The sequence below is a fragment of the Moritella sp. PE36 genome, from assembly GCF_000170855.1.
GTDB lineage: Bacteria > Pseudomonadota > Gammaproteobacteria > Enterobacterales > Moritellaceae > Moritella.
The window spans coordinates 236840-252069 of record NZ_ABCQ01000002.1; the positions used below are offsets into that span (position 1 = coordinate 236840).

15 protein-coding genes are annotated in these 15230 nt (G+C 40.9%); 7 read left to right on the forward strand and 8 right to left on the reverse strand.

Annotated elements, in window-relative coordinates; translation table 11 throughout:
- Window positions 1-102: 102 nt before the first annotated feature.
- A complete protein-coding gene (locus PE36_RS02750; protein ID WP_006030424.1) occupies window positions 103-1080 on the forward strand; it encodes a zinc-dependent alcohol dehydrogenase family protein in 978 nt (325 codons plus the stop codon).
- Between the two features lie 109 nt (window positions 1081-1189).
- Here the strand turns inward: PE36_RS02750 and PE36_RS02755 are convergent, their stop codons facing one another.
- On the reverse strand, window positions 1190-1798 hold the full coding sequence (locus tag PE36_RS02755) for a LysE family translocator (RefSeq protein WP_006030425.1): 609 nt from the start codon (window positions 1796-1798) through the stop codon (window positions 1190-1192).
- Between the two features lie 84 nt (window positions 1799-1882).
- On the reverse strand, window positions 1883-2821 hold the full coding sequence (locus PE36_RS02760) for a LysR family transcriptional regulator (protein WP_232286516.1): 939 nt from the start codon (window positions 2819-2821) through the stop codon (window positions 1883-1885).
- 198 nt (window positions 2822-3019) lie between these two features.
- On the opposite strand from PE36_RS02760, the gene PE36_RS02765 reads away from it, so the two are divergent.
- The 4 genes from PE36_RS02765 (at window position 3020) to PE36_RS02780 (ending at window position 7198) form a co-directional block, all read left to right on the forward strand.
- On the forward strand, window positions 3020-3841 hold the full coding sequence (locus tag PE36_RS02765) for a 2OG-Fe(II) oxygenase (protein ID WP_006030427.1): 822 nt from the start codon (window positions 3020-3022) through the stop codon (window positions 3839-3841).
- A gap of 269 nt (window positions 3842-4110) precedes the next feature.
- Complete coding sequence (locus tag PE36_RS02770) at window positions 4111-6045, forward strand: hypothetical protein (RefSeq protein ID WP_006030428.1); 1935 nt, start codon at window positions 4111-4113, stop codon at window positions 6043-6045.
- Between the two features lie 92 nt (window positions 6046-6137).
- Window positions 6138-6545, forward strand: coding sequence for a hypothetical protein (locus PE36_RS02775; protein WP_043993701.1), 408 nt, complete (start codon window positions 6138-6140; stop codon window positions 6543-6545).
- A 131-nt stretch (window positions 6546-6676) separates the two neighbouring features.
- Entirely contained in the window at window positions 6677-7198 is a 522-nt protein-coding gene (locus PE36_RS02780) for a peptide-methionine (S)-S-oxide reductase (RefSeq protein WP_006030430.1), read from the forward strand.
- A gap of 232 nt (window positions 7199-7430) precedes the next feature.
- On the opposite strand, the gene PE36_RS02785 is transcribed toward PE36_RS02780, so the two are convergent.
- Entirely contained in the window at window positions 7431-8117 is a 687-nt protein-coding gene (locus tag PE36_RS02785; protein ID WP_043993756.1) for a helix-turn-helix domain-containing protein, read from the reverse strand.
- Window positions 8118-8309: 192 nt separating this feature from the next.
- Between PE36_RS02785 and PE36_RS02790 the strand changes: the two genes are divergently transcribed.
- Window positions 8310-9581: a CynX/NimT family MFS transporter gene (locus tag PE36_RS02790; protein WP_006030432.1), complete on the forward strand. Its 1272-nt coding sequence runs from the start codon at window positions 8310-8312 to the stop codon at window positions 9579-9581.
- A gap of 4 nt (window positions 9582-9585) precedes the next feature.
- Here the strand turns inward: PE36_RS02790 and PE36_RS02795 are convergent, their stop codons facing one another.
- From PE36_RS02795 to PE36_RS02815, 5 genes are all read right to left on the reverse strand, one after another.
- On the reverse strand, window positions 9586-10149 hold the full coding sequence (locus tag PE36_RS02795; RefSeq protein ID WP_043993702.1) for a DNA-3-methyladenine glycosylase I: 564 nt from the start codon (window positions 10147-10149) through the stop codon (window positions 9586-9588).
- A 28-nt stretch (window positions 10150-10177) separates the two neighbouring features.
- Window positions 10178-10702 (reverse strand): Tfp pilus assembly protein FimT/FimU, encoded by a 525-nt coding sequence (locus PE36_RS02800; protein WP_006030434.1) that lies wholly within the window; start codon window positions 10700-10702, stop codon window positions 10178-10180.
- Between the two features lie 230 nt (window positions 10703-10932).
- On the reverse strand, window positions 10933-11850 hold the full coding sequence (locus PE36_RS02805) for a permease (protein ID WP_006030435.1): 918 nt from the start codon (window positions 11848-11850) through the stop codon (window positions 10933-10935).
- 123 nt (window positions 11851-11973) lie between these two features.
- Window positions 11974-12993, reverse strand: coding sequence for a DUF2955 domain-containing protein (locus PE36_RS02810; protein WP_006030436.1), 1020 nt, complete (start codon window positions 12991-12993; stop codon window positions 11974-11976).
- 77 nt (window positions 12994-13070) lie between these two features.
- Entirely contained in the window at window positions 13071-14138 is a 1068-nt protein-coding gene (locus PE36_RS02815; RefSeq protein WP_043993704.1) for an HlyD family secretion protein, read from the reverse strand.
- A gap of 104 nt (window positions 14139-14242) precedes the next feature.
- Between PE36_RS02815 and PE36_RS02820 the strand changes: the two genes are divergently transcribed.
- Window positions 14243-15109, forward strand: coding sequence for a LysR family transcriptional regulator (locus tag PE36_RS02820; protein WP_006030438.1), 867 nt, complete (start codon window positions 14243-14245; stop codon window positions 15107-15109).
- Window positions 15110-15230: the final 121 nt, after the last annotated feature.

A 15230-nucleotide genomic window follows, 5' to 3' on the forward strand; every position in this document is an offset into this window, starting at 1 on the left:
AAGTAGTTTGCTTATAGGGTTATTGTTGGCGGAGGAAACAAAGCATAGAATTGCCCCATCTTGTTAAGCAAGTCCCAAACAATTCTATAAAAGGCATCAACCATGAAAGCAATGATCATCAAAGAAATCGGTTCAAGCGACGTTTTTCAATTAGTAGAAAAAGCAAAACCAACATTAAAATCAGGCCACATGGTTGTTGAAGTAAAAGCAACCAGCGTAAACCCACTTGATACTATGTTACGTTCAATTGACCTGCCTTGGTCTGCAAACTTACCAGAAGTATTACACGGTGATGTTGCCGGTATCGTGGTTGAAGTAAGCGAAGACGTTACCAACTTCAACGTTGGTGACGAAGTTTACGGTATGGCAGGCGGTATTAACGGTGTTGACGGTGCACTCGCAGAGTTCATGTTAGTAGATGCTCGTTTAATGGCGCAAAAGCCGAAAACACTAACCATGAAACAAGCAGCTGCATTACCGCTTGTTGCTATCACGTCATACGAAGCGCTAGTACACAAAATGAATGTACAAGCCGGTGATAACGTACTTATTCATGGCGCAACGGGTGGCGTAGGTCACATCGCAGTACAACTTGCAAAAGTACTTGGCGCAACCGTAACTGCAACTCACTCAACCGCGAACGCAGAATTAGCAAAAACGGTAGGTGCAGATAACTTAGTCGATTTCAGCACAGAAACAGTGGCTGACTATGTGCAAGCGCACACTGGCGGTACTGGTTTTGATAAGATCTTTGATACTGTGGCTGGCGACAACATTCAAAAATCATTTGAAGCAGCGAAATTCAATGGTCACGTAGCAACAATTCTGCCGATTGAAAACGTACTACAAGTGGCACTAAAAAGCTTGTCGTTCCACAGTATATTAATGCTAATTCCATTATGTCACGGCATTAACCACGAGTCACACGGCCTTATCTTAACTGAAATTGCCGCACTTGTTGATGCAGGTAAGATCACACCAATCATTGATGACAGCAACTTCTCTATCTGGGAAGTAGCACAAGCACACGATCACCTAGGCTCAGGTAAAGCGATAGGTAAAGTGACGTTAACAGCGTAATTATCTGCACTGTTTTAAGACCCTGACTGTTTTAAGATCCAGAATAATTTAAAAGCACCACTGCGACTGTAGATAACCGTCGCGGTGGTGCTTTTTTATTAAGCTAAGACTACATCGCTACACGCGCAGCAACCGCCAGCAATATCACGCCAGTTACCTTATCAATCTTATGCACATTATTTCTTAATTTATCCAACATCGACGACTGTGATAACACCACTGCAATAAGGCAATACCACAAGGTATCAAACGTAAATACCGTTGCCACCATGATCAGATTTTGTAACCAGCCAGCATCCGCTTCGACAAATTGACCAAATAACGCTAAAAAGAATATCGCTAATTTAGGATTCAGAAACGCGATCATAAAACCTTGTACGATACTGTCTTTTAGGGTCACCACTTCTTGCTGTTGAGCAACATCCCCTAACGCCGGTTTTGACGTTAACGCCTTATAAGCCAAGCGTAATAACATCGCCACACCAGCATATTTAATGACATTAAATAACCAAGGCGTTTGTTGGATCACAATAGCTAAACCAACCACAGTTAACGTCGCATACACACCAACTCCTACACCGTGGGCAATACTGGCTGCAACACCGTTAACCCGACCACCTGAAATAGTATGCTTTAATACCACCGCCAGACTCGGACCCGGTGTCATCGCGCCCATCATGCAAATCAGTGCTAAAGACAGCCATGCAGTGAATTCCATACCTAACCCCTCATTTATTTTATATCAGTTTAATTAATTTCCCTCATATTAACGCAGCCAAAGCATGAGTAAAAACTGTATTTACTACTTATCGGTATGAAGTAATTTCATACCCAGTGTTTTAGTACGTTCAAGATGATTTTTTAGGAATGGATGACACAACTCTCTAAACCAAGTGTGTTCTGGATCTTGATGGTGTTTTGCATGCCACAACAAGTAATACTGCTGTGGTTTTAATTCGATCGGCAGTGCTATGATCCGAAGATTGTATGTCTGGGCAAAGTCTGCCGCGATATGCAATGGTGTCGTCAACAAGGTATCGGTCTTTAATAACAGTTCAATCGCAGACTGAAAAAACGGTACCGATGCAAAGACTTGGCGCTGTTGGCCAAGCGCTGATAATGCCAGATCCACGGTGCTATCTTTATCACCACCACCGCTGATCAGGACATGTTTGGCATTAATATATTCCGCCACCGATAAATCATCACCCTGACACAAAGGATGTTGACGGCGGCACACGACCACCAGCTGATCTTCACCGATACTCTTGCCATGTAAATTTTCAGGCACAACATCGGTAATAGTACTGACTAGATCTAACGACATGTCAGCTAGCTCAGTTAACTTGTCTTTATGCCAAAGTTGGAATTCAACGCTGGCATTAGATGCATCGACAGCCAACTCACAGCATATTGACGGTAAGATAGCTTGCGCAACATAATCACTCGAGGCAAGTGTAAATTGGCGTTGGCACAAACTTAGATCCATCACACTCGGCAAATACAAATTATCCAAGGTTCGCATCAATATCGGTAACTGCGTTTTTAATTCTTCGCCCTTACGTGTCAGTACAAAGTGGTTGCCCTCTCGGATCACGATCTTGTCATGAAATGCAGCGCGAATTTGCGTTAGGGTTTTACTTATCGCCGACTGCGTGACATTGAGTTGTCGTGCCGACTCGGTCAAATTACGGGTTTGTAATATCGAAATTAACGCCGGTAATAATTTGTAGTTATTCAAAGCAGCACTCGCCATACAAAAGAATCAGTTAGCCATAATAACGTAAATTTTCTTGTCGTGATTTTAAAAGTTAACTATCTGACCTTGCTCATTAAATAATGATATTGCGATTTAGCTAGCTGGAACGCCGCTTATTAGTCTTTTTTCATGTGCTAAAATTGATATCAACTGAGCAAACAGTGTGAAAGTAGGTGAACGATGAACAGACTCGATATCGCAGACTTAATTATCGATAAAATAACTGAGCAAGCTGAAACAGTCAAAGATATGTATGAGAGCTCTGTCAGTAATATTGGTTACTTCTATATTGATAACTTCCTTCCCGTTGATTTAGCCACAAAAATATACGATGTATTTCCCAGCTATAACGACATGATGCTCATTGGTGGCAAATATAACCTCAGAGAATACAAATACGTCACCGCACAAATGAATGATCACCATCCACTATTAGAAGAAACTATTTTTGCATTTCAAGATCATCGTATTCTTGCCTTAGTTAAAAATATTTGTGGTATTGATAGCCTCTATCCCGATGAAAATCTGTATGCGGGGGGGATTTCATTGATGCACCAAGGCCAGTTCCTCAACCCGCATTTAGACAATTCACATGAAAAAGACCGCAAACAATGGCGTGTTCTCAACCTCTTATATTATGTAACACCAGATTGGCAGCAGGCCAACGGCGGTAATTTAGAACTCTGGCCCGATGGCATCGAAAACAAACAGCTCACCATAGATAGCTCATTCAATCGACTCATCGTCATGGCCACACATGACAAATCATGGCACTCCGTTAGCCCTATCACCGCCGATAAAAATAGAACCTGTGTATCAAATTATTACTTTTCAGATACTGCGCTCAAACCCACAGATCAATTCCATGTCACTTCATTTCGCGGCAGACCCGATCAGGGCGTCAGAGATGTGGCTTTACAAGCTGATAATGCGTTGCGTCAAGGCGTGCGAAAACTGTTTCCTTTGGGAATGATAAAAACCAAGCAGATTTATAAAAAGTAAGTAAATAAATTTAAACGTTAGATAAAAGTGCAGGTTTACAACATCTAAATAAACACAGATAAATAAGGAGTAAATTGCACTTTAATTTCTGACAACCAATTAGAATAAACATACTTACATACAGTTTAACTAATAAAAACAACAAGATATAAAGTATTTTATTGTTTTCATTCTAATGATAACATTTACTTCTTAAGCAATAGACAACCGACCTATTTAAAGTATGATGCTGCAAAAACTCATATCCCCATACTCTAAATAAGGTTAATATGAAAAAAACTCTTCTTGCGTTATGCGTTAGTTCAATACTTGTTGGCTGTGGTTCAGATTCTGATTCATCGACGGATACACCCACGAATCCACCATCAAATGGGCAAGTAATAGCTTTATTCATGGATGTTCAACCAGTAATGGGGGCTGATTACAATTGTGATACTGGTGATACAGGTTCTACATCTGAATTAGGTCAATTTACTGTTACTGAAGGTGCGATTTGCGACTTTGAATTAGATGGTTATGCTATCGGCTCTAACCGCGAAGGGATTACGAGTAAAAATAATCAGATCACAGCTTACTCACTAGATGCTCAAACTGATCAACGTGTCGCTACTTTGAACACTGTAGCTCCAACTCCAGAGCAGTACGCAGCAAACATTTCAGCTCTTCTTCAGTCTATCGATGTAATCCAAACAGATGACAAACTTGATACGAGTGATGTTGTTGGTGAAAGCTTAATTGAAGCTGAACCTCTAGCGGCTATTGATGATATGACATTTGAAGCAGCTCTAATCACTGTTGAAGTTGAGGTTGAAGTTGATGGTAAACCAACTGTCGTTCCTCTTCCAACAGAAAATATTAAAGCGCCTTCAGAAGCAAAAGATGATCTAAATAATCAATATACCAGTGAAAATATAGCGCAAATAGTTTTAGATCTTCAGGACTTATTAACAGGCAACATAACAACTGTTGATATTGAAGCTAAACTAAATGAATACAGAACATTGCTTGAAAGTTCAGATAGTAGTAATGGCTACCACCAAAAAGCATTTGATGCCATCTTAGAAATTGCGGAAATAGCGAACATGGAAGAAGTGGCTGCTCGCGTAGATATCACAGGTTCCGATTATTCAGAAATGCTATCAACAGTCATTGAGTCTTCATTCACCCCTGATGTAATCATCGAATTAATCGAAACGCCTATTGGTACAACAGAAGACGTATCTAAAATTCTTACTGAAGCTGCTAATCGCTTAGTACATGCAAGTGAAAGACTTGCTGCAGCAATGCCTGGCGAAGGTTATGTATTACCTTATTCTGAAGAATCTGATGAAGCTTTAACTTATCAAGACTCTCTTGTCATCCGAACTGCAGCTCTTGGCGCAGCGAATGTATTATATACGCTTTCAGCTTATAGCGCGGGTGATGATACTTATTACCTTCCTCAATCAGAAACATTTAAAGATATTGATGCGGTAAATGAAACATACACTTGGAATGAAAACCCTCCTATTAGTTGGGACGATGTTCAACTAGATATTGATGCTGAGTTTGATTTATATTCATATGACCCTAGTGGTTACTATGCCGATTCATCATTATTTAGTTATAGAAAAAATGCTGCTCAACTATTAACATCAGCAAAATCAGCACTTACTAATGCAGTAACGGTTTCTAAACTTATTAATTTATCAAGCTTTGTGGACGAAGAAGATGTTGAAGAAATTGCAAAAATTATTTCAGATCTCGATAACCATTTAGATAATCCATCTTCATCTCTATCTATCGATGAAGATGGTGAGTTAACATATATTAATCTTCATGCGTTCTACAACACTCAAACCGGTATCGACAGCTCTGATTTTAATATAACAACAAATAGCTATACATGTGATACATCAGATCTTGGCAATAATCAGGCACAATATGATATTGCCCTTTCTAAAATATTTTCAGAACCGACATGCTCACACCAAGCAAATTATAAAATGATTGATTTGTGGGGGAATGAATATACCAACTGGGATGTTATTAAAGTTATAAACAACACCTACACTGAAGATTCTTCGATTACAACTTTCATCCCTGCCGTAGATGCTGATTTTGAAGTAAATATAACAGAATCAAATAACTCAACAATTCTTGATGTTGTTTGGTGTGGTATTGATGAAGATACTGAAGAAAAAGTAAGTTGCGTTGAAGAATAACACTTCACTTAACGCTTATTATGCTTAGATTTTTACTTTGTATAATAATATTAACACCATCATTGGCAAATGCCCTTGATGGTGTTTTTATTATGGATAATGCCACAGAGACACAGTACAGCTTGCATACTAAAGGTGTATATAAAGTTTATTATAAGATAAAAACTAAAGAGCGAATTAATACTAAAAACAAACAAACACTTAAGCTAAGTTCGAAAAAAAATACTGCTAAGCAAGTGCTTCAATATAAATCCGGTAGCCTTTCATTTGCGAATGTAGAAATCCATTTTAAATTAGCTTATTACTATCGAGGTGTTTTTTATATGGAGCAAGCAAGAGGTGTTATAGACGGAGTTCATTTTAACACTCGAGAACTTTCATTTAATGATACGAAGCAACACCTTAATGCTGAGCGGATTGTATTTACGAAACAGAATAAAATTTCAATTACCAAACAATTTTCTAGATTAGTACCTAATGATCTAGTATTACAGCAATAGCCCAAAAAAAAATCGTAAACCTGCCCATTTTAATAAAATTTTAGCTAAACCCAATTACCAGCCATTTCTATCGTCCATAATTAAATTGATTGAAGCGTTACTTCGCGTTCACTTACCCGCAAGGATCAGCAATGGACAATACAGTCAAAAAAATCGGACTCAGTGGCTCCTGCTATTGGTGTACCGAGGCTATCTTTTTATCGCTGCGCGGTGTGACGAAAGTAGAACAAGGCTGGTTATCTTCTTTTGCTGACGATGATTGGTTTTCAGAAGGTATTATTGTCACGTTCATGCCCGACGTGATTAGTTTAAAAAATATCATATCCATTCATTTACACACTCATAGCTGTGCCAAAGCCCATTCCATGCGCGATAAATATCGCAGCGCCGTCTATGCCATGGATCCTTATCAGAACACTGAAATAAAACATAATCTAGCATTATTACAAGATGAATTTGAACTGCCTTTGATCACCCGCGCTTATGCATTTAATCAATTTAAACCGTCAGATGGATCCATGCAAAACTATTATTACAGCGATCCACAACGGCCATTTTGTGAAAACATCATCACCCCTAAATTAAAGAAATTATTCGCTAGCCATGCTCATTTAATGAATAAAGACAAATTGGCAACAACACTCAGCGCATAAATATAGCGACGATTAAAAAATAATTGGTGGTTAAACTAGCAACCATCAGTGCGCTAACAAGCAGCTTGGATGAAGGTGGTTAATTTGAAGTTAAAGTACCAGTAGCAAATGTAGATACCGGTATGTCGAACCGTAATGACCGCCTTAATTCATTATTCTTTAACTCTGCAATCCAACTATTGCGATTAGCGGCCTTTGAAATAGCGGTTCACCCTTTTCCAGCCCCTCATATTTAAACTGACTGTTTCATATATTGTTTCGGTGGTCTGCCTAACGTCTTCTTAAAAAAGGTAATAAAAGCACTGACCGACTCATAACCTAAATCTTCTGATACTCGTTGTACCGATTCATTTGATGACAGTTTTTGCAATGCCATTACCAAGTGTAGTTGCCCACGCCAACGACCAAATGTCATCCCCACCTCTTGCTTCACCAATCGAGAAAATGTTCTTTCACTCATCGCAAATAACGACGCCCACTCCCCGACTGTTTTGCGGTCGGCTGGATTAGCCAATAACAAATGAGCAATCTTATTGAGTCTCGGTTCTGCAGGGATAGGAAAATCAAAGTGCTCTTTCGGCATACGGATCAGCTCATCAATCAATACTTGCGCGAGTCTCACTGTCGCGTCATCAGATGCATAGTCCTGCTTCTTACTTGCTAAACTAATAATGAGTTCACGCAGTAAAGGCGAGATTGATAATGTGCAACTTTTATCGGGTATGCCGGGAATATCAGGATCAACAAATAACATACAGACATCTGAACTTAACGAAATATGATTGCTGTGTGACACTTGGCTTGGGATCCATACCGCACAATTTGCCGGCACCATCCATATGGCATCCGCAATTGAACAACGGACAAAACCTGTTAACGGCATCACTAATTGACACTTCACGTGTTGATGAACAGGCATTTCCAGACCACGTTCAAGACTCGACGTACGTAATGCATTAACACTTTCGACGTACTCATCCGAATCAAAATCTAAAGCAATATTAGGTAACGTCATACACTGTCCGTATTTAGCAATAAAATGTCAATATACACAAATTCAGTATAATCGGATATGGATAATATAGTGGCATAGCTTCAAGAGGACGCAAATATGTCACACAATTCTGCACGCAACATTGTTCAGCCCGCACTGGTTATTATCGGCATTTTACTTATAGCCAGTAATCTCCGAGGTCCTATAACAGGCATAGGACCAATCTTAGCATTCATCTCTGACGATCTTAATTTGTCAGCCACGCAAGCCGGTATGTTAACCACACTACCACTGCTCGCCTTTGCTATTTTTTCACCTCTTTCATCGGGACTAGCTCGTAAGATCGGCCTTGAACCATCATTAATGTTGGCACTGCTTGCTATCACTAGCGGTATTGTTATCCGCTCTGCAGGCTCAACACTAACCCTGTACTTAGGCACTTGTATCATCGGCATCGGTATTGCGATAGGCAATGTACTCTTACCCAGCTTGCTAAAACGCGACTTTCCCAACAAAGTACCGACATTGACCGCTATTTATGTATTAATGATGGGGGTTGGCGCAACCATTAGTTCAAGCACCACAATCCCGATGCTTAACCTGGCTAATTCGCTTAATGTTACGGCGATCCCAGATTGGGCATTCGCATTAGCCACTACGCTCGTCCTGCCTCTTATCACGATGCTAGTTTGGCTACCACAAACAAGCCATCACACAAAACCGGCTACGGACACTGCCGACATTGATAGCCATAGTTATATGTGGCGTTCTGCAGCCGCTTGGCAAGTCTCTGGGTTCTTGGCGTTAAACTCATTTATTATGTACGCCTTTATTGCTTGGTTACCGAGTATCTTAGTGAGCAATGGTTATTCAGAACATCAAGCGGGTTACATCCATGGGATTCTACAACTCGCCTCTGCAGCACCGGCTATCGTATTAATTCCACTCATGGCAAAGGTAAAAGATAAACGTGTACTTAGCTTAATAATGACAATACTGGCATTCATTGGGATCACCGGGTTACTCATGATGCCCCAACACGCGGTCGCCTGGGTGATGATGCTTGGTTTTAGCTGTGGGGGTGGTTTTATTCTCGGATTATCCTTTGTCGGCCTGCGTACTCATAACGCACACCAAGCAGCCGCATTGTCAGGGATGGCACAATGCATAGGTTATCTATTTGCAGCAACGGGGCCGATTATTTTTGGTTCACTGCATGAAACAACAGGTAGTTGGGATATGCCCTTAATCATCACTGCTGGTATCAGTATTATATGGGCAAGCTTAGCGGTGAAGGCAGGCAGATCAGCGGTCATTACCCACCAGCTCAATCCATCGGATAATCTACCAAGCGAGCAAACGAGTAATCCAGTGATCAATGAACTTTAGCTAATTATTTCAACTCGTGATGACGGAAGCAATCGGTGGTGTGATCGTTAACCATGCCGATTGCTTGCATAAAGGCATAACAGATCGTGGGCCCGACAAAGTTAAAACCCCGCTTCTTCAAATCTTTACTCATGGCTTCTGAGAGTTCAGTTTTAGCGGGTATTCCAGCCTGTGAGGGTAAATCGTTTTGCAGGGTAACACCGTTAACAAAAGCCCAAATATAAGCATCAAACGAACCAAACTCGGCTTGAATATTCAAAAAGCCCTTGGCATTTTTTATCGCTGATCTTATCTTTAAGGTATTACGGACAATCCCCTCATTAGCAAGTAGGCGCTTAACATCGTCTTCGGTGTAATTGGCGATAATCGTATAATCAAACTGATGAAAAGCGTTTCGATAGTTTTCACGTTTTCTTAATATGGTGATCCAGCTGAGTCCGGCTTGCGCACCTTCTAAGATCAGAAATTCAAATAAGCGTTGTTCGTCATGAACTGGCAGGCCCCACTCTTCATCATGATAAGCTACGTATAATGGGTCTTCCCCACACCAAGTACATCTGTTTTTCATTATTTGTCCTTTAGTCGCGATAAACAAATCAGCAGCCAGCTGTTTCAACAGTAAATTCTTGAGTCTCGCTGGTATGGTGATATTCGGCGTAACATAAATCGTTGCTCAAATCCCCTGTGCCATAACCAATACGCGAGTAGCCATTATCTTCGAAAACGGTAATTTCAGAATAAGTCGCGGTTCGAGAGATATTATTTTTAATCACATCCAGTGGGGCGCCTAATTCTAGGAAGGTCTCAATAAAGTAGGTATTTGGCGTTAGGGCTTCACTTTTCGTTTCTGGATAGCCACGATAAAACTGATAATCCCCATAGTCGGTTGCGATGGTGACATCATCACCCAATAGATTGTCGATTTGGGATTTCATATGCAGCAATCGCACAGTCGCCCTCAGGCTACCGTGAAAATTTTCAACCGTTTCTTTTTTTGCATCATCTTTTAAATCAATAAAACGTGGTACAGCCGTTGCCGTAAGCACACCAAGCACAATAATAGTAATAACCAATTCAATTAGCGTAAAACCCTTATTCTTTTTAGACGCAGTAAAGTCCATTTTCTCTCTCTGTTAAACGTTTGTGCTCTCTGTTAGAGATTTGTACTCTCTGTTAGAAATTTGCAACAGTATGCCCCATAAAATACTTAGTACCATATGTTAATTACAAAATAATTAATTCATCTTTAACTATTTTACTATGTGATTAATAATAGCCTGATTTCTTTAAGCAAAAATAAAAAAGCGCCACACCGATAGCGATGTCACGCTTTCTTAACTAAAAATATCGCTTAGAAAATGAACTGATATAGAAAACCAGCACCTACAGCCATCCCTAAGATAACGAACAAGAACGCGGCGATCATTTGGTTTTTAAAGATAGATTTAAGCAAAATAACTTCTGTTAAACTCGCGCCTGCACTGCCAATGATTAATGCCATGACTGCGCCAAGACTCATACCTTTTGCCGCTAACGCTGCACTTAATGGGATCACTGCTTCTGCTCGAATATAAAGTGGGATCCCAATGACTGCAGCAACCGGAATAGCGAACGGGTTATCTTCACTCGCGATACGCGCAACAAATTCCGTTGGCATAAAACCGTAAATCATTGAGCCCAGCGCAATACCACCGATTAAATAAGGTAACACTTTTTTAAAGTCAGCCCAGGTACTGTGCCAGATCTTCATCCACTTGCTTACCGGTGCTTGTTTACCGCCACACGCAGATGCACACCCTTTGGCTTCTGGTTCAATATACGCTTGTGGTTTGACGTATTTTTCAAAACCCAGTTTTTCTAAGGTATAACCAGCGATAACTGATACGCTCATTGCAATAGTAAAGTAAAACACTGTTATCTTCATACCAAAGGTAACGGCAAACAACCCGATGATAATGGGGTTTAATAGCGGGCTGGCAAACAAGAACACCATCATAGGACCGAACCCTGCTTTGGCGCGTAACAAACCTTTCAGGAAAGGAATTGTAGAGCATGAACAGAACGGTGTGATCGCCCCTAACAAACCGGCAACGATATAACCTTTACCGTTTTTACCACTCAGGATACTTTGGATCTTGGCTGGCGGGATATACTCTTGCAGCACACCGACTAGATAACTAATCAGTAAAAAAAGCACCGTTAACTCTGCGGCTAAAAAAGCAAACATACCTAAGGTATCCATCACCATTGCTTGTGTAATGTTGAACATTATTTTTATCTCTATATTTCTGGAATGTTCGAAATATAAACCTATCAATAAATCATGTCAAACTATTTCCATAAATATCGAAATATATATCGCCATAAATAATATGGCCATCGTCAGCCAAACTTAACGACATTCAGCCGGTGATTTAATCACTCGAACTAAAACACTATGAGTTAGCCATATCGCCAACGACGTCAGGATAACGGCCAAGGTAATCGAGCTAAAACGATAAATAATCGAAAAGAAAGCATCTTTCTGTCCCGGCTGGAAAGCGGTGGTAAGAGGCACAGATAACGCGGCCAGCGCCGAGAAACCAAGGCCAGATTTAACCCCACCTAATGATAATAACCGGGCAAATAAACCAGCGAAAATTGCATACGCCATTAAAAATAACAGCCCATTATTAGCCCAACTTGATAAGCCTAATTGAATCACCATACCGGTCAAACAACCTAAAAATGTGCCGCTTATTCGAATTTTAGCCGCTGCCATTGAACCAATAAAGGTCATTGGCGTGAGGACAATAAAAATAGACGCTTGCGCAGATAAAGAATCACTCAGATCACCAAACTGAAAAATCAGAAACGCCAACATGGATATGATCCAGCCCATTGCGGTTTGTCGTAACAAGCCAATATGATCGTGTTGTACTACGCCATTACTGATGTGTGAGGCCCTATCCTCTGCTTCGGGCACAGGTTCGGGAAATAAATAATACGCCAGCGCACAAATAGGATAGATAGCAAACGCACTGACCCACAATGTCAGCGTGAACTCTTCAATATCAAAACTCGGATAACTGATAAAATTAAGGGTAATAGACCCCACCAGCAAGCCCGTAAACCCAAACAGATAACCGCTTGGTTTGGTCATAGCGATGCATTTACTGAGAAATAACATCGCCACAGCAACAGTCATCAAAAAAGGGTAAGGTTGCAAGAACCCGGAAATAAAATTCACTTCCAGCGTCACCCAAATAATACCGAAAACCATTTGGTTGACTAAGCTACAATGCCAATCATCCGCACGGGCGATAATAAACGCGGGTAATAACACCGCAAAAAATCCATACGACCAACCAAACACCATACTTAACGCCAAGCCAAACACACAAGCAAACCAAATTCGCATCGTTTTCATCATACTAACCCCAAGAAACTCAATAGCACCAGATAAACCTAGGTGAACTTAATCGCGCCAAAATATCTTAATAAACCGAATTAATAAACATAGTGCAGTAGACCAGCAAGATTAATTTGCATACTGGCCAAAGTTTTCCACCAGACATTATCAACAGGGTAAAGCACCACTGTCGCGCGAGAGCCCACAAAGAGTTGTTCAGGAATAGCCTGTTCACTGGATAGGTTTACCCTGATCCGCTGTGCATCTCGCACCCAACGATTACTGACTTCAACCGAGGTTAATTGGCCACTCGCGGTTTGCTGCGCTGCAGCCACGCCAAAATCACGGCTGGCGACAGTAAAGTTAAAAACTTGCCCCGGCAAGGCATCATAGGTGACATACGCGGCGGATGTTTTACTGATCAGCGCAGTGGCTTTTTCTCTAAAATCGGCGGCAACCCACAACGAATCGATCGGAATAAAGGTGAGCATAGGTTGATTAGCCGTTGCCATCGCACCCACTTCAAGTTGCAGATTAGTGATAACCCCTTTGTTGGGTGCAAAAACTTGGGTATGGGATAAATCTAACGCCGCTTGTGCAAGATTATTTTTAGCCGCCATCACCAGCGAACTATCACCACCGCTTTCTCCTAACTTGGCTTTAATCGCGAGTGTTTGTTGCTTATAGGCATGCAGTGTCGAACGCGCTGCTTGGTAATTGGCATACGCACTATCGCGCATCGACGTAGAGACTAAATTATTTTTCGCCAGCTTGCTGATACGCTGATACTCCGCGGTGGCATTATTGTAATTGGCGTTACTGCTTGCCGTGTTCGCGATGGCGGCTTCGACCTGAGCATAAAGCGATTTTTCTTGCTCATATGCTTGCTGTAACGCCACTTTCGCCTTGTTAACCGCAAGGGTGTATTTACTATTATTAATGGTAAACAACAGCTGTCCTTTCTCAACATGCTGATTATTACCGATCGCGACATCGATGATCGGCCCTGATACTTCGGGTGCGAGTTGCACCACATAACCATAAACCCGGCTCTCGGTTGTCAGCGGCGCGTATCTATCGGCCACAATAATGTAAGCCATGAAAACAATGAACAAGACAATAAGGCTGCGCATCCAACGACGAAAGATGGATTGTGTATGAGGCATATAAATTTCCGATTAGAATAAAACTGTACAGGATTATAGAAATATTTCATTTGATTAAATACAATGATTAATATGGCACTTACGTCTCATAAATAGGACAAGCAATGAAAGCATCGATGGATGATCTGTACTTATTCATATTAACAGTCAGGCATGGCGGTATCAGTGCCGCGGCACAAGCGCATGGATTGCAACGCTCTAAAGTGAGCAGACGGTTACAAGAATTAGAAAAAGCACTCGGCTGCCAACTGCTTATCCGCACCACGCGGCAGATTGAACTGACCGAGCATGGGCGCTTGTTGTATCAACAGATTAATCAGCCATTAAGCGATGTAAATCAAGCTATCTCTGTACTTAAAAACCAACAACAAAGCCTGCAAGGCGTATTGCGTATTGCCGTACCTGCCGCGTTTATTGCCTCAACCTTGTTTGCAGAATTGTTAGATGACTATGCACGACAGTTTCCAGACATCACCTTGGAAATTATTCATCGTCACGAAAGTGTCGATTTAAAACGTGAAAATATAGACCTGCAACTGCTGCCAGATGTGATCAAAATCATTAATGAAGATTACGTGCAACAAGTCTTTTTCCCGTCTAAAAAAGGCCTGTTTTGTTCACCTCATTACTTACAAAGCCATAAGATGCCGCACTGTCTTAATGATCTGTTTGAACATGCAATTTTAACCAGTCATTATGATTCCAGCATACTGCCAGAAGGATTGAATATACGTTTGATCTCAGAAGATTTGGGGTTAGTTAACCGGATGGCGCAATCGGGACATGGTATTGCATTACTCCCGATGATTTTAGTCCAACAGCAACTTAAACAAGGGGAATTAATTCATGTTTTACCTGATATTTATCAGTCAGAGATCGCCATGACCTTGATTTATTCTTCGCGACAATTTTTACCGAAAAAAACCAAAACCATGATCAACTTACTCAGAGATAAATTTTTAAATTACTAATACGTAGTGGTATTAATAATTGTGCGGTTGTAAATAATACACCCTATGTTCGTGACACAAGATAAATCATATTTGGGCACTTGAGTGCCCTCTCTTTCCTGCACATGAGTTACCGCATAAA

What these genes read in the sequence shown, in the direction of transcription:
- PE36_RS02790 (WP_006030432.1), top strand. Translation starts at nt 8,310, where the DNA reads ATGTCACACAATTCTGCACGCAACATTGTTCAGCCCGCACTGGTTATT.
- PE36_RS02755 (WP_006030425.1), bottom strand. Translation starts at nt 1,798, where the DNA reads ATGGAATTCACTGCATGGCTGTCTTTAGCACTGATTTGCATGATGGGC.
- PE36_RS02785 (WP_043993756.1), bottom strand. Translation starts at nt 8,117, where the DNA reads ATGCCTGTTCATCAACACGTGAAGTGTCAATTAGTGATGCCGTTAACA.
- PE36_RS02770 (WP_006030428.1), top strand. Translation starts at nt 4,111, where the DNA reads ATGAAAAAAACTCTTCTTGCGTTATGCGTTAGTTCAATACTTGTTGGC.
- PE36_RS02750 (WP_006030424.1), top strand. Translation starts at nt 103, where the DNA reads ATGAAAGCAATGATCATCAAAGAAATCGGTTCAAGCGACGTTTTTCAA.
- PE36_RS02780 (WP_006030430.1), top strand. Translation starts at nt 6,677, where the DNA reads ATGGACAATACAGTCAAAAAAATCGGACTCAGTGGCTCCTGCTATTGG.
- PE36_RS02815 (WP_043993704.1), bottom strand. Translation starts at nt 14,138, where the DNA reads ATGCCTCATACACAATCCATCTTTCGTCGTTGGATGCGCAGCCTTATT.
- PE36_RS02795 (WP_043993702.1), bottom strand. Translation starts at nt 10,149, where the DNA reads ATGAAAAACAGATGTACTTGGTGTGGGGAAGACCCATTATACGTAGCT.
- PE36_RS02805 (WP_006030435.1), bottom strand. Translation starts at nt 11,850, where the DNA reads ATGTTCAACATTACACAAGCAATGGTGATGGATACCTTAGGTATGTTT.
- PE36_RS02765 (WP_006030427.1), top strand. Translation starts at nt 3,020, where the DNA reads ATGAACAGACTCGATATCGCAGACTTAATTATCGATAAAATAACTGAG.
- PE36_RS02820 (WP_006030438.1), top strand. Translation starts at nt 14,243, where the DNA reads ATGAAAGCATCGATGGATGATCTGTACTTATTCATATTAACAGTCAGG.
- PE36_RS02800 (WP_006030434.1), bottom strand. Translation starts at nt 10,702, where the DNA reads ATGGACTTTACTGCGTCTAAAAAGAATAAGGGTTTTACGCTAATTGAA.
- PE36_RS02775 (WP_043993701.1), top strand. Translation starts at nt 6,138, where the DNA reads ATGGATAATGCCACAGAGACACAGTACAGCTTGCATACTAAAGGTGTA.
- PE36_RS02810 (WP_006030436.1), bottom strand. Translation starts at nt 12,993, where the DNA reads ATGATGAAAACGATGCGAATTTGGTTTGCTTGTGTGTTTGGCTTGGCG.